General features: G+C 49.8%; 16 protein-coding genes, 4 pseudogenes and 1 other annotated feature. All 20 genes and pseudogenes read right to left on the bottom strand.

From position 1 onward, the window contains the following. Nucleotides 1-35: 35 nt before the first annotated feature. A pseudogene (gene ileS / locus PVOR_RS10285) lies at nucleotides 36-3126 on the bottom strand (isoleucine--tRNA ligase). Between the two features lie 62 nt (nucleotides 3127-3188). Further along, nucleotides 3189-3466, bottom strand: a binding site (T-box leader). Between the two features lie 65 nt (nucleotides 3467-3531). After that, a pseudogene (locus PVOR_RS10280) lies at nucleotides 3532-4027 on the bottom strand (DivIVA domain-containing protein). Nucleotides 4028-4197: 170 nt separating this feature from the next. Beyond that, complete coding sequence (locus tag PVOR_RS10275) at nucleotides 4198-4980, bottom strand: YlmH family RNA-binding protein (protein WP_006209094.1); 783 nt, start codon at nucleotides 4978-4980, stop codon at nucleotides 4198-4200. 13 nt (nucleotides 4981-4993) lie between these two features. Continuing rightward, the gene (locus PVOR_RS10270) at nucleotides 4994-5263 is read right to left on the bottom strand and encodes a YggT family protein (protein WP_006209093.1); all 270 of its coding nucleotides are present in this window, start codon (nucleotides 5261-5263) and stop codon (nucleotides 4994-4996) included. An 8-nt stretch (nucleotides 5264-5271) separates the two neighbouring features. Next, nucleotides 5272-5719, bottom strand: a pseudogene (locus tag PVOR_RS10265) (cell division protein SepF). A gap of 2 nt (nucleotides 5720-5721) precedes the next feature. Next, complete coding sequence (locus PVOR_RS10260; protein WP_006209090.1) at nucleotides 5722-6411, bottom strand: YggS family pyridoxal phosphate-dependent enzyme; 690 nt, start codon at nucleotides 6409-6411, stop codon at nucleotides 5722-5724. Nucleotides 6412-6419: 8 nt separating this feature from the next. Further along, nucleotides 6420-7277: a peptidoglycan editing factor PgeF gene (pgeF, locus tag PVOR_RS10255; protein WP_006209089.1), complete on the bottom strand. Its 858-nt coding sequence runs from the start codon at nucleotides 7275-7277 to the stop codon at nucleotides 6420-6422. Between the two features lie 70 nt (nucleotides 7278-7347). Further along, nucleotides 7348-7656 (bottom strand): YlmC/YmxH family sporulation protein, encoded by a 309-nt coding sequence (locus PVOR_RS10250; protein WP_100086481.1) that lies wholly within the window; start codon nucleotides 7654-7656, stop codon nucleotides 7348-7350. Nucleotides 7657-7847: 191 nt separating this feature from the next. After that, nucleotides 7848-8630 (bottom strand): RNA polymerase sporulation sigma factor SigG, encoded by a 783-nt coding sequence (sigG, locus tag PVOR_RS10245; protein WP_006209087.1) that lies wholly within the window; start codon nucleotides 8628-8630, stop codon nucleotides 7848-7850. Between the two features lie 77 nt (nucleotides 8631-8707). Beyond that, complete coding sequence (sigE, locus tag PVOR_RS10240) at nucleotides 8708-9430, bottom strand: RNA polymerase sporulation sigma factor SigE (RefSeq protein ID WP_006209086.1); 723 nt, start codon at nucleotides 9428-9430, stop codon at nucleotides 8708-8710. A 165-nt stretch (nucleotides 9431-9595) separates the two neighbouring features. Next, the gene (gene spoIIGA, locus PVOR_RS10235; protein ID WP_082834392.1) at nucleotides 9596-10615 is read right to left on the bottom strand and encodes a sigma-E processing peptidase SpoIIGA; all 1020 of its coding nucleotides are present in this window, start codon (nucleotides 10613-10615) and stop codon (nucleotides 9596-9598) included. Nucleotides 10616-11025: 410 nt separating this feature from the next. Next, nucleotides 11026-12153: a cell division protein FtsZ gene (gene ftsZ / locus PVOR_RS10230; protein ID WP_006209084.1), complete on the bottom strand. Its 1128-nt coding sequence runs from the start codon at nucleotides 12151-12153 to the stop codon at nucleotides 11026-11028. 57 nt (nucleotides 12154-12210) lie between these two features. Continuing rightward, on the bottom strand, nucleotides 12211-13494 hold the full coding sequence (gene ftsA, locus PVOR_RS10225; protein ID WP_006209083.1) for a cell division protein FtsA: 1284 nt from the start codon (nucleotides 13492-13494) through the stop codon (nucleotides 12211-12213). A gap of 214 nt (nucleotides 13495-13708) precedes the next feature. Further along, nucleotides 13709-14464, bottom strand: coding sequence for a cell division protein FtsQ/DivIB (locus tag PVOR_RS10220; protein ID WP_040680456.1), 756 nt, complete (start codon nucleotides 14462-14464; stop codon nucleotides 13709-13711). A gap of 57 nt (nucleotides 14465-14521) precedes the next feature. Further along, entirely contained in the window at nucleotides 14522-15805 is a 1284-nt protein-coding gene (gene murA, locus PVOR_RS10215) for a UDP-N-acetylglucosamine 1-carboxyvinyltransferase (RefSeq protein WP_006209081.1), read from the bottom strand. Nucleotides 15806-15821: 16 nt separating this feature from the next. Next, nucleotides 15822-16727, bottom strand: a complete 906-nt coding sequence (gene murB, locus PVOR_RS10210) for a UDP-N-acetylmuramate dehydrogenase (RefSeq protein WP_006209080.1) — start codon at nucleotides 16725-16727, stop codon at nucleotides 15822-15824. 158 nt (nucleotides 16728-16885) lie between these two features. Beyond that, a pseudogene (gene murG, locus PVOR_RS10205) lies at nucleotides 16886-17996 on the bottom strand (undecaprenyldiphospho-muramoylpentapeptide beta-N-acetylglucosaminyltransferase). Between the two features lie 5 nt (nucleotides 17997-18001). Beyond that, nucleotides 18002-19099: a stage V sporulation protein E gene (gene spoVE, locus PVOR_RS10200; protein WP_006209077.1), complete on the bottom strand. Its 1098-nt coding sequence runs from the start codon at nucleotides 19097-19099 to the stop codon at nucleotides 18002-18004. A 49-nt stretch (nucleotides 19100-19148) separates the two neighbouring features. Continuing rightward, nucleotides 19149-20588 (bottom strand): UDP-N-acetylmuramoyl-L-alanine--D-glutamate ligase, encoded by a 1440-nt coding sequence (gene murD / locus PVOR_RS10195; RefSeq protein ID WP_006209076.1) that lies wholly within the window; start codon nucleotides 20586-20588, stop codon nucleotides 19149-19151. A gap of 3 nt (nucleotides 20589-20591) precedes the next feature. Further along, complete coding sequence (gene mraY, locus PVOR_RS10190) at nucleotides 20592-21557, bottom strand: phospho-N-acetylmuramoyl-pentapeptide-transferase (protein ID WP_006209075.1); 966 nt, start codon at nucleotides 21555-21557, stop codon at nucleotides 20592-20594.

The raw sequence follows: 21557 nt of genomic DNA, 5'->3' as shown, positions 1-21557 counted from the left end.
TGATAGGGGCATTGGTATTAAATCCAATCTATCTTTCAGGCGATATGGATACCGATCGTTTTGCCGCCAAGCTCAACCCGCTCCATGCCTTCACTTTGTCCAAATTGCAGATCGTTCACGAGCACATTCTCGCGCAGAACCTCTTCAAAAGCGGTAATAGCGCCTCTAAGCTCATCATCCGTGTCAAGAGTCAGGTTGACCCGCTTCTCAATCGGCAGATCCAGTTTCTTGCGTGTATCCTGTACGGCACGCACGACTTCACGAACCCAGCCTTCCTGCTCCAGCTCTGGGGTGATATCGGTATTGAGCGCAACGGTTAACCCATAACCCGAAGCGGATGCAAAGCCCTCCTTCGCTTTCTTCTCCACCAGAAGCTCGTCAGCAGTAATCTGCAGTTCCTCACCTTCCGGTGAAGTGACATTCACACCGCCCGTTTGAACCGCTTTGCGAGTGTCGTCACTGCTCATCCCCTTCAAGAACCCTTGCAGGAAACCGATATTCTTACCATATTTCTTACCGGCAACCTTGAGATTCATCTTCAGCGTGAAATCTACGAAGCCGCTGTCGCTGGTCTCAACCTCGATTGCTTTTACGTTGATCTCATCCTTGATAATGTCTTCGTATCCGGAAAGATCAAATTCACGGTTCATGGACACAATCAGCTCGGACAGCGGCTGACGCGTCTTGATTCCGGTCTCGTTGCGGACGTTGCGCGCAAGCTCCACAATCTGTCTTGCCGTCTCCATGTCCTGCTCCAGCGCCTTGTCGATCAGCGCTTGGTCTGCTTGCGGGAAGTCGGCCAGATGCACGCTCTCGCCGCCGCCCAGGTTGACAAAGATATCTTCGGACAGCATCGGCGTAAATGGAGCCATAAGCTTCGAGAGGGTGAGCAGCACATGCGTCAGCGTTCCATACGCAGCCAGCTTATCTTCGCTGAGCCCGCTGCCCCAGAATCGGTCGCGCGAACGACGAATGTACCAGTTGCTCAGCTCATCCACATAGGCTTCGATGGCTTTGGCTGCATTCAGGAAATCATTCACAGCCAGCCCTTTATCAACTACTTGAATCAAGCTGTTCAGGCGGGAGAGAATCCAGCGGTCCAGCTTATGGTCCGATCCCTTGAATTCATGCTCCTTCGGATCATAGCCGTCAATACCGGCGTACAGCGTCAGGAATGCATGAGTGTTTACCAGCGTATCCACCACTTTGGATTTCGCCTCGCCAACGATCCCTTTGGAGAACCGCTTGCTGTTCCATGGCGCACTGTCAGCCAGCAGCGCCCAGCGGAAGGCATCCGTACCGTACTCTTCGATGATATCCCAAGGATCAATGACATTCCCTTTGGATTTGGACATCTTCTGTCCATTCTCATCCAGGATATGACCTGTGGCCATGACCGCTTTGTAAGGAGCTTTACCCGTGAACAAGGTGGATACGGCCAGCAGGCTGTAGAACCATCCACGTGTCTGGTCAATTCCTTCGCAGATCATATCGGCAGGATACTGCTGTTCGAATTTCTCCTTGTCCTCGAACGGATAATGATATTGTGCAAAAGGCATCGATCCACTGTCAAACCATACGTCGATCACCTCAGAGGTGCGTTCCATCACGCCACCTTCGCAATGCGGGCATTTCACTTTCACTTCATCCACGTAAGGCTTGTGAAGTTCCAGATCCTCCGCAATCTCGCCAACCGCGTTGGCACGAAGATCAGCAATGCTGTGCGGGGCATATTGTCCTTCGCACGTGTCGCAGACCCATACGTTCAGCGGCGTTCCCCAATAGCGGTTCCGGCTGATATTCCAATCAACCAAATCTTCCAGGAACTTGCCGAAGCGGCCATCACGCACGTGGCCCGGATACCAGGTTACCTCATTGTTGTTCGCAATCAATTGATCCTTAACGGCTGTCGTCTCGATGAACCAGCTCTCCATTGCATAATAGAGCAGCGGGGATTTACAGCGCCAGCAGAACGGGTAGCTGTGCTCATATTTCTCTTTGCTGTACAGAAGACCTTTTTCAGACAACGACTTCACGATATCCAGATCGCAATCTTTGACGAAACGTCCGGCAAAGTCTGTCACTTCATCGGTGTATCGGCCTTGGCCATTGACCACACTTACAAAGCTGATGCCATTCTCGCGGCATACCCGGTAGTCATCCTCACCGTGAGCAGGAGCCATATGCACAATGCCCGTACCGCTTGCATCCGTAACAAAGGAGGCGCCAACGACTATATTTTTTTTCTCCGCTTGTACGAAGGTAAATGGAGAATCATAGGTTTTACCAACCAGCTCAGAACCTTTCAACGTAGATAGAACGGTAAACTCGCCCTTCATGACATCCTCTACCAGATTTTTAGTCGACGATGTAGATGCCGTCCTCCTGCTCTACGCGCGCATAATCCATATCCGGATTTACAGCTAACGCCACGTGGGATGGAAGTGTCCAAGGCGTGGTCGTCCATGCCAGTACGTATTCTCCGCTATCGTGCAGCTTGAATTTGGCAGTTGCACTCAGGTCTTTAACATCCTCGTAGCCCTGGGCTACTTCATGAGAACTGAGTGTCGTCTGACAGCACGGGCAATACGGGCTTACACGATGACCGCGGTACAGGAGACCTTTGTCATGGATTGTCGCCAAGATGTTCCATACACTCTCAATATAATCATTCTCCAGCGTGATGTAGGGATGATCCAGATCGGTCCAATAAGCAATCGCTTCGGTCAGCTCACGCCATTTATGCTCGTATTCAAACACACTTGATTTACATTTCTTGATAAAGGCTTCCACGCCGTAATTCTCGATTTCCTGCTTGCCGGAGATGCCAAGCTGCTTCTCCACGCCAAGCTCAACCGGCAGTCCGTGCGTATCCCAGCCCGCTTTCCGAACGACATGGTAACCTTTCATCGTCTGATAACGGCCAACAAAATCTTTAATGACCCGGCCAAGCACGTGACCGATATGCGGCGCACCGTTCGCGGTTGGAGGCCCTTCATAGAATACATAATTCGGCTTGCCGGCCCGGCTTTCGATCGATTTCTTGAACGTGTTCTCCTCGTTCCATTTGTTCAAGATGCGCAGCTCTCTTGCCCGCGCCTTCTCTTTGACGTCTACTCTGTTCATGCCAATCGTCCTTTCGCCCTGATTCGTAATGTTCTGTGAAAATAAAAAAAAGGCCTCATCCCCAAAGGGACGAGAACCTGTTCTCGCGTTACCACCCTAATTTCGCTGAACAGACTTCCGCTAGAAGACTATCCATAACGACACCTTAAGTCCATGTCTTCACTACAAGACAAGGTCCGATGTAACGTTCGGCAGACGGTTTAGCTTACACACGCGGTTAAACGCTTCAGCTTCACTTCTCCGGGATGATCTTCTGCTTGGTCTGAACGCCGGACTTTCAGCAACCGCCGGCTCTCTGAGGGACAGATCCTTCGCGTACTATTCCCATCAACGAATTCGAATATGAATCAACAATATGTTATTAGTTATAGACTCTTTCCGGGAAAAAGTCAACCGGATACCCGCCTAGTATACCTCTTTAGGCTCAAGACTTGCTTCACGGCTCTCCAGCGTCTCCCAGCCTTCTTGCTTCAAGAGCTCCAATTGCGCCTCAACCAAGGAGCGGAAACGGGTACGGTAGATGGATGCCTGCTTCTTCAACTCTTCAACCTCAAGCGCAATTTTGCGGGATTTGCTCAGCGCATCATTGATAATACGGTCTGCATTCTTCTCGGATTCCTTCACGATCAGCTGAGCTTCCTTCTTCGCGTTGTGTTTCAGCTCGTCCGCTGCTTCTTGAGCGACAATGATCGTCTTGGATAAGGTTTCCTCAATATTTGAAAAATGATCCAATCTTTCCTGCATCGTCAACAGCTGGTTTCCCAGTTCCTTATTTTCCCGGATCACACTTTCGTAATCTTTAATAATCTGGTCCAAAAACTACGTTGACCTCGTCCTCATCATAACCCCGAATTCGACGGGCAAATTCCTTGTTATGTATATCAAGCGGTGTCAATGGCATGGTGTGCACCTCCTAAATATATGGGCCTTACAAGACGGTTCATCCGCTGTAGTAGCCAAACCACCCGTCCATGAAGACAATAGCGGTCATTCTGATTTATCGGCAAATCCATTGTAATTATTAATGTACCTTGTATTGTTTCGACAAAAAAACGGCAATTCCTTCAAAGGTCAGGCATATTTCCCAACCTTGATACGGTACCGCCCTTTTTTCGTCAGGCCGCCTGTCTCCAGTACTTTAAACCTTCCAAAGCCTTGGATGGAGACAACATCGCCTTCTTTTAAATTCGTTGAAGGATCCTCTTCCACTTTCCAGTTCACACGGCATCGGCCCGCCTTGATCGGTACCACGATTTTCGTCCGGCTGATCCTGTATGCGTCACTGGCGATCCCGTCGAGTCTCATGGAAGATGCGGTAATATCCATCGTATCGAAATTCGTATGCGTGACCTGAAGCTTGTCCAGCGGCAGCAGTTCCGTCATCACGTGCACCCTGTGAACTTGACTGAGATTCAGATGCAGGAACGAACTGATGTCCTCGGCAACCACCGTATGGCAGCCGTCCTCAAGCACATGAATATCACCGATCTTGGATCTCTTGATGCCAAGACCCAGAATCGAACCCATGTAGTCGCCATGGTCGAGCTCCAGAAACTTCTGATCCCCGGAAGATATGCTGAGCACTTTCATCTTCAAATCCTCGCCCTCAAGATCCCGATAATCCGGTGCAATCAATGCCCGAACGCGCTCTGCGTCAGCATGTCCACCCTGAAACAGGGCATGCACATCGGGGTGACGATTCACGAGCGACTCCAGAATGAATCTCTGACGAGGGTCCAGGAAATCCGTCAGCTTCGCTTCATGATACTGTCCGGCATTGACAACCCATTCCCAAGCCCGGTCCACAAATTCACGTTCGTCCCTGTGAAAATGATCATAGATGTCCAGTTTCATGCTTATTCACCTGCTACAGTAGATATCCGAGGATAGCATACACGCCCCGTTGTGCCAGCTGCAGCACGAACAACGCGACAATCGGAGAAATATCGATCATGCCCATAATCGGCGGGATAAACCGGCGGAATGGAGCCAAATACGGCTCAACTAACTTGCCAAGCAGCTCCCCGACAAAGCTTTCTCTCACATTCGGGAGCCAAGACATTAAAACGTAGACCAGGATCATGTAAAAATAAATTTGGAACAGGGTTCCAACAATGCTATAAATTTCGCTGCTCAAAGCCTAGATCACCTCATTCTGTTATATTCATGCTCGTCTGCTAAAATCTCGGAGATGGAACCTTGAATTTCGACGGTATCCGGTGTGCATAGGAAGATATTCCCGCCTACCTTGGAGATTCCGCCACTAAGCGCATATACCGTTCCGCTGAGAAAATCGATAATGCGCAGCGCCTGATCATTGCGTACGCGCTGCAGATTAACGACAACCGTTCGGAATGAGCGCAGATGATCTGCAATCTCCTGTGCTTCATCATATGAACGCGGCTCCACTAATACAACCTTAACGTTCTTCTGTGAATGAATGCTGACGATATTTGCATTTTTTTTGATTTTTCCGATGATCAAACGGGGTTGCCTCCACCGGCTCGTCCTGCGAGGCAAGAACCTCGCGTTCCACAACTTCTTCTTCCTCTTGCAGTCCCAAGAAATTCATAAACCGGTTCATCACGCCCATCGTCAATCCTCCTCTTTACCTACTAAAATTGAGCCGAGACGCACCCAGGTCGCCCCTTCTTCTATGGCAACTTCAAAGTCATTGGACATACCCATGGACAATTCAGTCAACGGCTCCAATGTCAGCGCCTGCTCATTCAGCTCATCTCTTAGTTGTCTTAAACCACGAAATACAGGACGCGTCTGCTCCGCTGACGACTCATATGGAGCCATGGTCATGAGTCCGGTTACCTTTACGTGTGAAAGACTGTTGATTTCCTTCAAGAACTCGGCTGCTTTCTCAGGAGCCAATCCGTACTTGGATTCCTCGCCCGAGATATTAACTTGCATAAAGGCGGATACCTGAAGGTTCAGCGCTGCAGCCCTCTTCTCCAGCTCATGGGCTAAGGACAAGCGGTCAAGTGAATGAATATATTGAAATTTATCAATGACATCCCTGACCTTGTTGGTCTGCAGGTGCCCGATGAAATGCCACGTTCCCCGGTCTCCAAGGGCGTTCCACTTCTCCTGGGCGTCCTGCCAGCGGTTCTCGCCGATATGCTGAAGTCCCTGATCCAGTACCGAAGCTGTTTTATCCAAGGAGACATATTTAGTGACCGCAATCATATTCACTTCATTCCGGTCCCTGCCGCTTCTTGCGCAAGCCTCCGTTATTCGCTGTTCCACCTGATCGATACGTTCCATCAAACTCAAGGGACGACTCACCTCTTTCTCATCCCGATCCAACTTGCCATACGACCCGTTGTCCCTCCATCCTTGCGGTAGGAGAAGAACAGATCGTGATTGCAGCTTGTACACCATGAAGTACATTCGATATGTTCCGCCAATATTCCTGCTTTAATCATAATGTGTCTGTTTATTTCTTTCAAGTTCAGCATGTATTTTCCGCGTCCCTTGTCGATATACAGGGCTGATTTTGCAGCTTCCTCTGGCGTAAGCCCCCCGAATCCAATATCACGGACACGATCCATGACCCGATCATCCACCTCATAGCAGCACTCGCCTATCGACGGACCGATGGCTGTACGAATATTCTGCGGCATGCCGCCATACTCCAGGGCCATCTTGGCGACCATTTCTTCAGCAATACGGCCTACCGTTCCCTTCCAGCCGGCATGGGCCAAACCGACAGCACCCGAAACGGGGTCCCAAAAATACAATGGCACGCAATCCGCGTAGAAGGAAGTCAGCAGCACGCCGGGGACATGGGTCACAAGTCCGTCTGTATTTTGAAAGGCCGAGGTCCGATCCAAGCTTCCTCTGCCTCTGTCCTCTTCATGAACGACACCAATCTGAACGCCATGCACCTGTTCACCACAGGTCCAGTCCTCCAGTGAAAACCCAAGGGATGCAGCGGTTAATTTCCGGTTCTCTACAATGTCACCCGGTTCATCTCCGACATGAAAGGCCAAGTTCAGACTGTCATATGGTACCCGGCTAACGCCTCCTTGCCGGCCTGTGAAACCGGCTGAAATCGCAGCAGCCTCCGTTTCCCTTCCCCATTTTTCCAGCACGAACAGACTCGGTGTCTGCTTCTCCTGACTCACAAACGGTTCCATGAACATTTCACCTCTATCCCAGTGTAACAGAAAACATACGCTGGAGACACATCAACCGATTGGCGGCTTGTCAGAAGCTGCGCCGATCATGGCGATCCGGGCGATCCAGATATTCCACCGGCTCCTGATCTTCCGGCATTCTTCGCAGCTCCTCCATCTTGACAAGCACTACATCCGAACCAATCTTCACGATATTCCGCCAGGGGATGATCAGATCACTCCCGCCGCCAAACAGCCCCATAAACTTTCCGTAACTCGGCACAACAATCGCTTCAATTCGGCCCTGCCGCAAGTCGAGTTCCAGATCACTGATCTGTCCCAGCCGTTTGCCATCAATGATATTAATAACATCCTTCGTTTGAAAATCGGAAATTTTCATCTTTTTCCCCACCATTTGATTTTCAGGTATCATGAGCATTCACACCTTAGATGTATTTGAGGATCGGGCATGCCGTTTACATAAATACCCTCTGTTCAGTATATGAGCCGCATGAGTAAAATAACTTACTTAAATTAAAAAAACGACCCCTTGAATGGGATCGTTGTCTTTTCGTTTGATGGCTGGTCTTCCTAAGTTTTGACATGCTTCTGCATTTGCTTGATCGCTGACTTCTCCAGACGGGACACCTGAGCTTGGGAGATGCCGATTTCATCAGCAACTTCCATCTGGGTCTTGCCTTCATAAAACCGCATGGATAAAATCATTTTTTCACGTTGTCCGAGCTTGTGCATCGCTTCCCGGAGTGCGATTTCTTCAATCCAGGATACATCTTTGTTCTTATCATCACTGATTTGATCCATCACATAAATCGGATCTCCGCCATCATGATAAATCGGCTCAAACAAGGACACGGGATCTTGAATAGCATCGAGTGCAAAAACAACATCTTCCTTGGGCACATTCAGCGCTTCGGAAATTTCAAAAATCGTCGGTTCGCGCGAGTTCGCATTTGTCAGCTGATCCCGGACCTGAAGTGCCTTGTAAGCAATATCACGCAGGGATCGCGAGACGCGAATCGGGTTATTGTCCCTTAAGTAACGACGTATTTCTCCGATAATCATCGGTACGGCATAAGTGGAAAATTTAACATTTTGCGACAAATCAAAATTGTCGATGGCTTTCATCAATCCAATGCACCCTACCTGAAACAGATCATCAACAAACTCCCCCCGATTATTAAACCTCTGGATGACGCTGAGGACCAGTCTCAGGTTGCCATTCACCAGTTTTTCTCGAGCTGATCGTTCATTGTTCTGCTGCAGATTATGGAACAGCTCCCTCATTTCCACATTCGTCAGAACCGGCAGTTTTGACGTATCCACACCACAAATTTCAACTTTGTTTCGCGTCATGATGACTAACCTCCCAAGGAGAAACATTACTGTACATTATCTCCGAGGGGGGTTATTTTATTCCTTGGGTTTTCCAGTTACACCATCTTGTTGAATTCTTTGCGGAGTCGTTTAATAATTCTCTTCTCCAATCGGGAAATGTAGGATTGTGAGATTCCAAGCAGGTCTGCCACGTCTTTTTGCGTCTTTTCTTCCCCGTCCTGAAGCCCGAAACGAAGCTCCATAATCATGCGTTCCCTGTCGCTTAATTTATCAAGCGCTTTTTGCAGGAGTTTCCGGTCCACCTGTTCTTCGATGTTACGGTAGATGGTGTCATTCTCGGTGCCCAGCACATCGGACAAGAGCAATTCGTTGCCATCCCAATCGATGTTCAGCGGTTCATCAAAAGAAACCTCGCTTCGCGTTTTGTTATTCCGCCGCAGGTACATCAGTATTTCATTTTCAATACAGCGCGAGGCATATGTAGCCAGCTTGATTTTTTTCTCCGGGTCAAAAGTATTCACCGCTTTAATCAGTCCGATCGCACCAATCGATACCAAATCCTCGATGTTAATGCCGGTGTTCTCGAATTTGCGGGCAATGTACACAACCAGACGCAGGTTACGTTCGATCAGCATAGCGCGGGTGGCTGCATCGCCGGAAGGCAGCTTCTTGAGCAAGAACTCCTCTTCTTCTTTCGTAAGCGGAGGCGGAAGCGCCTCACTTCCTCCGATGTAGTAGATTTCCTGACTCTTCAGGCCTAGTAAAAAAAGTACGCGGTAATACTGCAGCTGCAATGCTAATCTCCATTTAACGGGCATCTCGTATCCTCCTAAACGTTTTCCCGAAGGGACAACATAACTTCGTAAGTGTAGTCACGGTTTTCCTCGCTTGGCATGATAACTTTCCATAAGAGTTTCAAAGATTACATCAGCATTCCATATAGATTACACGATTCGAAGACTATGAAAATAGCTTTATCATCGTTATCCCGCAGTCTTCGCCTCACCAGATTCAACAAGGCTAGATTCGGTATTCTGTTGTAAAGCTTCCTCCTGAGCAATACCTGCATGAACCTTGGGCGTGCCCTCTCCCTCCGTCAAAGCCGGATGGATAATGGCCCGGTATGCCCTGTCGCCGGACAGCGTTCCGCCATCAAGACCAATCAACACTTTGGATGATACGTATTCCAGTCCTCCCAGTTCAATCCGTACCATGTCGGGCTTTAGGGCAAGCATGAATGCGGCCCCCCGGTTGACACCTCGGTACGGAACTAACCGCAGACGGTCCTGCCAGTCAAATTCCTCTGCCCCCAGCCCCATAATTAATTTGTCCGGTTCCCCCTCCATCAGCTGTTTGCTCCAGCCCTGGGGCAGATAAGCTTCCCATAGCGCTGCTTCCATCACCATAACGGGCGTGCGCGTCAAGGGATCGCTTAATTGGTTTCCTGTATCGAGCAAACCCACACAGGAAATTTTGGTGCTGCCAATCCATACGGAGACATCACCTAACAGGGTTTCACGGTTCTCGGTTTTACGTTTCGTGGTCTGAACCGCCTTAAATGCGAATACAACTACAAAAAAGGTAATGCATGCAAACCAGAATCCCACCTTCAATTCAAAGGATAGCCCTCCCGATGTCGTATACCATATCCCACTGAACAATTCTCCCGAATTTTGCACCAGATAATGAAATCCGATAATACCTCCGGCTGCGGCAAAATTCACCATATAAAAAGCTCCCAAATGACGAAGGTAACTCTGCAAGCTTGCAAATCCAAAAGCAATCCAGAGCATAATCAATGAAAGTCCAAACTTAATGAGAAAGGTGTACAAAAACGACAATTGCGGGACAAACATCATGACAACATACAGTGCGCCTACCACGGAAGATAACACTAGCCTCCACCATCTTGGTTTGACCCTGCGCATCCAGGCGGTTAACGCCAGCAATATGCCGTCAATGACGAGGTTTGCCAAAAATATGAGATCAATATAAACAACCAGGTTGTTCACCTGCCTAGTCGAAAAATCCACTTCCGTTATGCTTCTGTTGTTTTCTGGGCAATGGGAGATGTTACTAGTATAAAAAGAATAGAATTCAAAGTCTGTCTAAACCTGTGGGCCGATTACAGACTTTTTTTGTCGATGAAGGGCAGTTTTTAGAAACCGGAGCCAAGAGGACTCTCCGCTCGTCAGTCAACCATCTTGATCTTGGGAAAAAACCAGGGGAATATCCATATGTTACGCAGCGTTTGAGCACCTGAACCTTTATTCGTGAAAGTGTGACAGCATCAGCACTATTTACTTCTTACTCTCTTATGGATGGGATGGGATGTGGTATGGCAAGGCTGTGGAGAAAGATAAAAAAAATAAACCTGTCTTCATCAGGATGACGAAGCACAGGCTTATTCGAATTAATCATTATTACGGGAACGATTGCGAAGGAATGTAGGAATATCGAGCTGATCATTGCCGTTCTGATTGCCAAACGGCTTCAGATTCACATTGCTCTTGTCCGTTGCCTGCTGCTGCTGCTGTTGTTCCCCTTGAGGCATAGCAGGGCGACGTCCAGGAGGGATCGGTGAAGGTTTGCTCTCAAAGCCGGTAGCGATCACCGTTACCTTGATTTCTTCCTTCATGCTTTCCTCGATAATCGCACCAAAGATCATGTTCACTTCCGGATCGGAAGCTGAGGTTACGATCTCGGCCGCTTCATTTACTTCATACAAGGAGAGATTGGCTCCTCCTGTAATATTCATGATAACACCACGTGCTCCCTCAATAGAGGTCTCAAGCAGCGGGCTCATAATTGCCTTGCGGGCAGCTTCAGAGGCACGGTTCTCACCGGTAGCCAGTCCAATACCCATCAGCGCGGATCCGCGTTCTGTCATGATGGTCTTCACGTCGGCGAAGTCAAGGTTGATCAGACCCGGTACTTGGATCAGATCAGAAATGCCCTGAACGGCCTGACGCAATACGTTATCAGCTTCTCGGAACGCTTCCAGCATCGGTGTCTTCTTATCCACGATCTCCAGCAAGCGATCATTCGGAATGACGATGAGTGTGTCCACTTTCTCTTTCAATGCTTCAATGCCAAGCTCCGCTTGGGAAGCACGCTTGCGTCCTTCGAACGTAAACGGACGAGTGACAACCCCAACCGTTAATGCCCCGCACTCCTTAGCAATTTCAGCTATGACAGGAGCTGCGCCTGTTCCGGTTCCGCCGCCCATACCAGCTGTAACGAATACCATATCCGCACCCTTCAGGGTGTTCATAATCAAATCACGGGATTCTTCGGCGGCCTTCTTGCCGACATCAGGATTGGCACCAGCACCAAGGCCGCGAGTCAACTTATCCCCGATTTGCAATTTGTGTTCGGATTTAGCAAGATGAAGTGCCTGAGCATCCGTATTTACCGTTATAAATTCAACACCCTGCACACCATTCTCAATCATTCGGTTAACAGCGTTGCTTCCGCCGCCACCTACTCCGATTACTTTTATTTGAGCCAAGCTATCCATTTCAAAATCGAATTCCAACATCTAATCCATCTCCCCCTCAATGTGCGTGGATGGCACGTCCACTGTCGAATGAATCCGCTATATAAACTCGCTGAACATCTTTTTCAGGCGTTCAATAAATCCCGGCTTCTGGCTGGTCTCCTGAGTTGCTGCGACAGGATTTTGCTGCTTCGCGCGGTTCACCGGTTTCTTGCTGTTTCCGCTGCTGTTGTTGCTTCCTCCTGTATTGCGTACACGTACATTCCGGATTGCATTATGGAGGATGCCGACTCCGCTGCAGTATCCCGGATCACGAACACCGATAAAATCCGGAACAGCAATCCGTACGGAAGTCGCCAGCTCATTTTGTGCCACCTGCAGCACACCAGGCATGGACATAGTGCCCCCAGTAAGTATATAACCACCAGGAAGCTCACTGTAACCCAAGCGTTTAATTTCTTGGCTTACCAATTGGAAGATTTCCTGAATACGAGGTTCTATGATAGCTGCCAGATCTTCTTGAGTGAACTCCTTGTCCACATTGCTTCCAATTCTCGTCACTTTAAAAGTTACTTCGGGCGCGGCACTCTCAATCAGTGCGCATCCATACTTCAATTTCACCTTCTCTGCTTGATCCGTCAGAGTTCGCAGTCCATATGCAACATCATTCGTAACAAAATCGCCACCAACCGGAAGCGTCGAGGTTGCGGCAATGCTGCCTCCCTCAAACACAGCCAGCGTGGTTGAGCCTGCTCCGACGTCCACCAGTACCGAACCCATCGTTTTCTCATCCTTCGACAAGGCGAGTTGTCCGGCACCAAGCGGAATCAACACCAGATCCTTCACTTTCAGGCCTGATTTCTCCACGCATCGTAACAGATTATGTATTGCCGTTTTGGCGCCAGTAATAATCGTCGCTTCTACCTCAAGCCTCACGCCGATCATTCCTCGCGGATCTGAGATTCCTTCCAAACCGTCAACTACAAACTGTTTAGCAACCACATCGATAATTTCACGATCAGGTGGAAGCGCCACGACCTCCGCTGCCTTCAGCACGCGGTCGATGTCCTCTTCGCCAATTTCTCGATCCTCGTTCGATACTGCCACAACTCCATGGCTGGATTGAAGTCCGATATGATTTCCGGAAATGCCGACATATACTTCGGATATTTGAATACCGACCATACGCTCCGCATGATCTACAGCGCTGCGAATGGATTGTACGGTCTGGTCGATATCTACAATTGCACCCTTGCGAATTCCCTCCGAGTCGGCAGATCCAACTCCAATAATATTAAAGGTTCCATTATTAACTTCCCCAATAATAGCACGAACTTTGGATGTACCGATGTCCAAACTAACAATGATGTCATTGTTGCTCAAGCCCTGGCACCTCCTGTTTTTAGCAAATTAATTTGATAATAAAGAATACATTTCTACTTATTCCACACTCGCAGGTCTTTCCCTCTTTTTTCAACATTTTTTTTACTGCCAACATTTGCTATAACAGGCCGTAAAAGTCATTCAAAAAAGAAGAACCGAAACAAGTTGTCAATACTTTCAATTGTACCATTTATTCCTATTCCTGAGTAGGGGGTTATTGCCCTTCCTCTGACTCTTCTGTAACTTCTTGTTCAAACGGTACATAAGCGTCTGCTTCCAGCATCGTAATCACACCCGGCCGCTCCATTTCGGTAACCTGACTCAGGTACTCTACTTTATCCCGAAGCAGGGAAACCGTAGTGATGACTTCGAATTTGGAACGTGTGTACAACTTGATCCGGTCCGGGAAAGAGACCGTCGGTGAAGGCATGATTTCCGAGATGTCCGAGGTCAAACTATTGGGAATCTCCGCAAGCACTTCACTTAACATAGCCTTGTTCGGGTCCGATGGATCCCACTTGGTCAGGATCGGCTTCTCCACGGCGATACCGCTCGCTGTAACAGGAACGGAAGTACCGCTTGCCAGAATCGCTTGAAGTTCTCCGTTCTCCGACAGCTCATAGGCGACCGTAGGATGCTCCGTAACCGCGATTCGCACCTCACCCGGAAAGCTCTTGACCACTTCAGCCGACTTGATAGTTCCCAGACCCACGAGGCGTTCCTGCACATCTTTAGGCTCTACGCTGAAATATTGGTCTCCTATGCGAAGTCCGCTTTGCTTAGTAAGCTGCTCATTGGTATTAAACGTATTGCCTGTAAAATGAATCTCGGTAACTTGGCTGACCGGCGATCGGAAAAAGAGAATCGTCAGCAGCGCTGCAAACAGCAGCAAAAGAATCCATATAATTTTCCTGGCTGTTTTCGGTTTGGGCTTGTCCTGCTTAAGGACAGGCATATGTGTCTTGGACATATCCACTCTCTCCATAAAGACCTGTTATCCCCTCCTCTGGAGGGGATGCTCAGGACCTCAATTGGCTAAATCAAGCGGTTTGGGCACAGGAGACTGACGATAGATCCGTGCACCTAAACCTTGGAACATGTTTTCAATACGATCATAACCGCGATCAATATGGTGAACTTGCTCCACCACGGTCGTTCCCTGCGCGGCCAAACCGGCAATGACGAGCGCCGCTCCAGCCCGAAGATCGGTTGCCTCCACAGTGGCTCCGTAAATTCTCTGAACACCGCGTATAAACGCATAGTTCAGATCCGTGGAAATGTCTGCTCCCATGCGGGAGAGTTCCTCCACATGTTTGAACCGTCCCTCAAATACCGTTTCTTTCATAACACTAAATCCATCGGCCAAGGACAACAAGACCATGACCTGGGACTGCAAATCGGTCGGGAAAGAAGGATAAGGCGAAGTCACAATTCGTTCAACAGCTTTGGGACGGCTCATACAGCTTATGTTTATTATATCATTGCATACACTGGTTTGAACACCGGCGCGCTTCAGCACATGTATAAGAGAAGTTAAATGAGAGGGATTGGTCTTTGTAAGCGTAACACTTCCCCGGGTGACGGCGGCTGCAATCATGACGGTTCCCGCTACGATCCGATCCGGTATGATCTCATACTCGCAAGGCGTAAGACGCTCCACGCCGTGGATCGTAATCGTATCCGTTCCGGCACCGATAATGTTGGCTCCCATCTTGTTCAGGAAATGCTGAAGGTCTTGAATTTCAGGCTCTCTGGCTGCATTGGTGAGCACCGTTGTGCCAAGTGCCGTTGCTGCTGCCATCATGATATTCTCCGTTGCCCCTACGCTGGCAAAATCGAGATGAATATCCGTTCCGATCAATCGGCTTGCTCTGCAATGGATTTTATCGTTGCTCTCCTCGATTTCCGCACCCAGTGCCTGCAATCCCTGAAGGTGGAGGTCGATCTTGCGTTCCCCGATCGCACAGCCCCCGGGCTGATAGATCGTCACTTCACCAAAACGGGCCAGCAGAGGTCCCATCAAAAAGATGGAGGATCGCATCTGCTTCATTAAATCTTCCGGGACATGAAACGAATTGGCAGACGAGGTATCCACGGTAACCGTCTCCAGCTCATGCTTGCATTTGGAGCCAAGACGGCCAAGAATGCTTAGCATCACTTCAATATCCAGCAGATGCGGGACATTGCTTAATCTTACAGTCCCTTCTGCAAGAAGACTTGCTGCTAGAATAGGTAAAGCTGCATTTTTTGCTCCATGGATACGTATGGTTCCTGATAGGGGCCTTCCACCCTCAATCACCAATTTGTCCAATGTATCACCTCCGAGTTTACCGCTCGCCCAGAACGTACACCTCAGGCACCATATGAATTCCGTTCTTCTCTGAGATGGTTTCCTTGATGCGTTCCATCAAAGCGAGCACGTCCTCTGCTGTCGCTTGACCGGTGTTCTCAATGAAATTGGCATGCTGTAAAGAAACTTCTGCGCCCCCGATCCGTAGGCCCTTGAGGCCAGCAGCCTCAATCAACCTTGCGGCATGGTCGCCAGGCGGGTTGCGGAATACACTGCCTGCGGTTGCGGATTGGAGCGGCTGTGTACGCCGGCGACGGTCCTTGTAAGAGGCCATAACAGCTGAAATTTCTTTGCGGTCTCCTTGACGGAGCCCAAATACCGCTTCAGTCACAATCCCTTTTCGTTCATGCAGAATGGAGTGTCGGTAATCAAACGCCATATCTTTCGCAGCATACGTAACCAATTCCCCTGTTTCCAGTACAATGTCAGCGGACTTGAATATGCGTGACACATCAGACCCATGGGCGCCTGCATTCATGTAAACGGCACCTCCAACTGACCCAGGAATACCTCCGGCAAACTCAAGACCGGCTAATCCTTGTTTTCCGGCCAGAACACTGAGTTTGACAAAAGACAGACTACCGCCTGCAGTTACTGTCTCTCCGTCAAAATGAAGCTCCTCAAATCCCTGGCCCAGCTTGATGACCGCTCCCCTAATGCCCTTATCGGCAACTAACATGTTTGAACCGCGCCCGAGTTGCGTCCAATGAATACGATGGGCATGGAGAAGAGTGACCAGTTCCTTGAGCTGTTCCTTGTTCTCAGGAATAATCAGGCAATCGGCTGGTCCGCCTATTTTCCACGTCGTATATTTTGCCAGCGGTTCATTCCATAACACGGCTCCGACATTGGCTTCAGATAGTAGCGATTTCCACTGCTGCATTTTAAATAAACCTCCCTTGACTTTCAAAACCAAAAGGCCATTCCTTCTGCTTAACGAAGGAGATGGCCGCTGTCAGTAATGCCGGCCTCATGGGTGTGTCACGATTATAGAGTATCTTATGTCAGGCTCCATAGGTGTGTGACAATCGCCCAGCCGTTTTAGCGTTTGCCGGTTAACCGGCGGATTTCTTCGACCATAACGGCAGCCGAATCCGGTTTGCCAAGCTTTTTCGAAGCGGCTGACATCGTCTCTCTGGTCGAGCGACTGGTCATAATCTCCTCAAGCTTTCCAAACAGCGTTTCTGCCGTCAAATCCTTTTCAAGTATCATGCTGGATGCGCCCGCTTCTTCCAACTGCCTTGCATTCGCCTCCTGATGGTTGTTGGTAACGTTAGGAGAAGGTATAAGTACAGATGGAATACCAAGCGACGTGATCTCAGCCAGGAACGATGCCCCGGCACGATTCACGATCAGCGAAGTGGCCGCAAGCACCTCCGGCATATTATGAATGTATGGCATGATATGAAGATGATTAAGGCATCGTGCCGAGCTGCGCTAAAATGGATTCACGCGTATTCTCGAAATACGTATCGCCTGTTACGAACACAAAGTGCACGCCAGGCAGCTTATGAAGAAACGGCGCCATGCCCATCATGGCGTTATTGATCGCCTTGGCCCCACGGCTTCCTCCAACGATAAGAACGACTTGGGCTTCCATCGGGATGCCAAGCGTAGCAAATCCACGTTCACGATTGGCGGTTAATACCGTTGTCGCGCGTGGATTTCCTGTATAAACCGTTCTTTTGGCTTTCGGAAAAGAGGATTCCGAACCTTCAAAGCTGACCGCGACCGTGTCCGCATAACGGCTGAGGAACTGGTTGGTTAGCCCCGGTATCGCATTCTGCTCATGAATCATGGTCGGTATGCCGAGCTTGGCGGCTGCATAAACGACCGGACCGCACACATATCCGCCTGTACCGATCACGACATCGGGCTTGAACTCCCTCAGCAATGCCTTGGATCGCTTCACGCCTTTGAAGAAACGCATAATCGTTTTGACGTTATCAAACGACAGCTTGCGCCGGAACCCGGTGATGTCAATGCTCTCAAATGGCAGCTTCTCTTGGGGCACCAGTTTGCTTTCGAGGCCGCGCTGGCCTCCAATATATAAAAACTCCGTCTTCGGATCTTCCTTCTCACATTGTCTTGCTATGGCAACGGCGGGGTAAATATGTCCCCCCGTTCCGCCGCCGGTCAATACGACACGCATACCCTTCACCTCGCATAACGGGAAATATTTAATAGAATGCCAAGGGCCGTCAGCATCAGTGTCAGTGAACTGCCCCCGTAACTGATGAGCGGCAGCGTAATTCCTGTCACCGGCATCAAGCCGATAACCACACCGATATTGATCACGACCTGGATGGCGACCATGCCTACGATTCCTACAGCCAGCAGGCTGCCAAAGCTATCCGGTACGGTCATGGCCACTCTCATGCCCCGCCACACCAAGGCAGCAAACAAGAGCAGTACGATGAGACCGCCAATAAACCCGAGTTCTTCAGCCAGGATCGAGAATATAAAGTCAGTCTGCGGCTCAGGCACATAAGCGTACTTCTGACGACTCATGCCAAGACCGAGTCCACCAAGACCGCCCGGCCCAATCGCATAAAGGGATTGAATAATCTGATAGCCTGCGCCCAGCGGGTCAGACCAAGGATCCAGAAACCCGGTAATCCGCTTCAGCCGGTACGGAGCTGCCAGAATCAAGCCTATGAAGCCTGCTATTCCGCCTAAAGCAAGGAAGCCCAGATGCTTCATCCGTGCCCCTGCGGTGAATACGATCATCATCGCAGCTCCCAGCATGACGGCTCCTGTCCCCAGATCCGGCTGCAGCATAATCAGTCCAAATGCCAGTCCAATCAAACCAAGAGGCGGCAGAAGTCCCTTCGTAAACGACGTAATATCGTAGTCCTGTTTACTGAGCCAGCGCGATAGAAACAGAATCATACCGAGTTTCATAAATTCAGAGGGCTGAATGCCAAATGAGCTGATGCCAAGCCAGCTTCTGGCCCCGCCGCGCACAACGCCGACACCCGGAATAAGAACGATAACAAGGAGGAAAAAGCAGGCCAGAAGCGCAAGCTTGCTATACTTCTTCCATACCCGGAAGTCAATCTTGGATGTGAAATACATCGCAGCAAGGCCCAGACAGGCAAAAAACAGCTGACGCTTCACAAAATAAAATTTATCGCCATAGTCATGAAAAGCGAGCACGGAGCCCGCGCTGTATACCATGACGATTCCGATGGCCAGCAGGGCCAAAATACAGATAAGCAGCCACAGATCGGGCGCCTGGCGGTTCTTGTTCATGGAAAGGCCACCTCGTACATCCTTAGTAGGGGCTTATCCACCCCCCTACTTAAAGGTTATGCACCGCCTCTTTAAAAATGCTTCCTCGTACCTCAAAGGAAGGAAACATGTCCCAGCTCGCACATGCGGGAGATAGAAGAACAATGTCTCCGCTCTCCGCAAGTTCAGAAGCTTTCCGGACAGCCGAGGTCAAGGTTGCGGCGGCGTCCTTCCCATTATCGACGAGTATGATGTCCTTTAATCCCGCTTTGGCTGCAGCATTCGCGATTTTCTCCTTCGTTTCGCCAATCAGTACGACAGCTTTCACCCTTCCTTGCATGGAAGGAATCAAATCCTCGTAATCCGAACCCCGATCAAGCCCACCTGCAATCAATATGATAGGTTCTTTGAAAGAAGTCAGAGCCATATTCGTTGCTTTGGAGTTGGTTGCCTTGGAGTTGTTGTAATAGGAAATCCCCTGAAGCTCGGCAACAAATTCAAGACGGTGCTCGACACTGCGGAAGCTGGACAAAGCACCTTCCAACTGATCAGGCGCAACTCCGGCTGCAATGGCGATCGCACAAGCAGCTAAGGCATTATCCACATTGAATCTCCCAGGCAGTCCGATGTTCTCCACACGGATGATCTCATGCGTAAAACCTTCACCGTCTGTATAAATAATGGTGCGCCCTACATCACCCTCATCTTCATCCGAATCCTGCGAACCCGGAGCATACGGCGTCGAAAGGTAAACCCCTTCGCGAAGGCTCTCAGTCATCGAGAAAGGAATAATGCGCGCCTTGATATACGGGACAAGATTTCTGCACACGGGATCATCCCAATTGAGCACAGCGGTATCATCCGCAGTCTGATTGACAAACAGCCTGGCCTTGGAGGAGATATAATCGTCCATTCCGCCATGGTAATCCAGATGTGTCTCCGCAATGTTGAGAAGACAAGCAATGCGCGGCCGGAACTCCTCTGTTCCTTTTAATTGAAAACTGCTCAGCTCTACAACCATCCAGTTGTCCGGAGTTGCTTCCGCAGCTGCCTCGGACAGAGGCGTGCCGATATTTCCGGCTACAATCGGTGACAGTCCTGCGCTCTCCAGCAGCTTGCCCACCCAAGTTGTTGTCGTTGTCTTGCCATTGGAGCCCGTGATCCCTATGATCGGCGCTTCACACAGGTGATAGGCCACCTCGACTTCTGTCACAATCGGTATCTCCAGCTCAAGCGCCTTCCGGACAGGAGGGACGGAATACGGAATCCCGGGATTTTTGACAAGAAGCGCCACACCGGGATCAATCAGGTCATCGGGATGTCCACCACAAATAACAGAAATACCCAAAGCCTCGAGCTCCGAAGCTTCAGGACACTGTTCTCTTTCCTTTCTATCGTTAACGATGACCGAGGCTCCGGCCTGATGCAGTACCTTAGCTACCTGCACTCCGCTTTTGGCCAAACCCAGCACAACGACTTTTTTATCCCGATAATCATCTAGCTGCTTCATATGTTACAACCCCTTGTTGATATAAAGTCCAAGTCCCGCAAGTATCAGTCCCACGGCCCAAAATGTAATGACTACGCGCCACTCCGACCATCCGGACAATTCGTAATGGTGATGGATCGGGCTCATTTTGAATATACGCTTGCCTCTGGTTTTGAATGAGGCTACCTGAAGCACGACCGACAGCATCTCTATGACGAATACCCCGCCGACAATCAGGAATAGCAGCTCGCTCTTGGTTACGATGGCAATCGCACCAATAGCCCCTCCGATTCCCAGAGATCCCGTATCTCCCATAAACACCTTTGCGGGGTGTGCGTTAAATACGAGGAAGCCCAGCACCGCACCGATCATCGCCGCCGCGCAGAATGCCGCTGCAAACGAGGTCGACTGGATGGCTACAATCGCATAGGCTCCAAAAGCAATCGCACTGACACCGGACAGCAGACCGTCCAATCCGTCCGTGAAGTTGACGGCATTGCTGATGGCAAGCATCATGATGACGATAAACGGATAGTAGAACCAAGGTCCCCAGTCAAAGGACCAGTCGATGCCCGGCACACTGATAGCAGTGCTATGTCCATTGGAGATTAGCAGCCAGCACATAATACCGGAAAACAGAAGCTGTCCAAACAGCTTCTGCCGGGCCGTGAGTCCTAATGACCTGCGAAATACGATCTTAATATAATCGTCAAGAAATCCAATCAGCCCGAAGCCAAGTGTCGCTACGATCAGCACGTAGAAATCCGTATCGACAGGCGAGAATTTAATATAAGTCAGCGTAAAAGCAAGCAGGATGACTACGCCGCCCATCGTTGGCGTCCCCGCTTTTTTCAAGTGGCTCTGTGGTCCGTCGTCCCGGACCTGCTGGCCGAACTTCATCCGCCGCAGCAGCGGAATGAGAAGCGGAGCCGAAATTACCGCAAGTATAAACGCTACACCGATCGTCAGTAACAGCAGTTGAAAGTCCAT

This window comes from Paenibacillus vortex V453 (assembly GCF_000193415.1).
GTDB lineage: Bacteria > Bacillota > Bacilli > Paenibacillales > Paenibacillaceae > Paenibacillus_AQ > Paenibacillus_AQ glucanolyticus.
This window is presented reverse-complemented; position numbering and strand designations above follow the sequence as displayed.

Bases quoted from the DNA above. Each gene is read 5' to 3' on its own strand.
- ftsZ (WP_006209084.1), bottom strand. From the start codon at position 12,153: ATGTTGGAATTCGATTTTGAAATGGATAGCTTGGCTCAAATAAAAGTA.
- spoVE (WP_006209077.1), bottom strand. From the start codon at position 19,099: ATGAACAAGAACCGCCAGGCGCCCGATCTGTGGCTGCTTATCTGTATT.
- murB (WP_006209080.1), bottom strand. From the start codon at position 16,727: ATGCAGCAGTGGAAATCGCTACTATCTGAAGCCAATGTCGGAGCCGTG.
- sigE (WP_006209086.1), bottom strand. From the start codon at position 9,430: ATGCCCGTTAAATGGAGATTAGCATTGCAGCTGCAGTATTACCGCGTA.
- murD (WP_006209076.1), bottom strand. From the start codon at position 20,588: ATGAAGCAGCTAGATGATTATCGGGATAAAAAAGTCGTTGTGCTGGGT.
- sigG (WP_006209087.1), bottom strand. From the start codon at position 8,630: ATGACGCGAAACAAAGTTGAAATTTGTGGTGTGGATACGTCAAAACTG.
- mraY (WP_006209075.1), bottom strand. From the start codon at position 21,557: ATGGACTTTCAACTGCTGTTACTGACGATCGGTGTAGCGTTTATACTT.
- PVOR_RS10220 (WP_040680456.1), bottom strand. From the start codon at position 14,464: ATGTCCAAGACACATATGCCTGTCCTTAAGCAGGACAAGCCCAAACCG.
- PVOR_RS10275 (WP_006209094.1), bottom strand. From the start codon at position 4,980: ATGAAACTGGACATCTATGATCATTTTCACAGGGACGAACGTGAATTT.
- pgeF (WP_006209089.1), bottom strand. From the start codon at position 7,277: ATGGAACCGTTTGTGAGTCAGGAGAAGCAGACACCGAGTCTGTTCGTG.
- PVOR_RS10250 (WP_100086481.1), bottom strand. From the start codon at position 7,656: ATGAAAATTTCCGATTTTCAAACGAAGGATGTTATTAATATCATTGAT.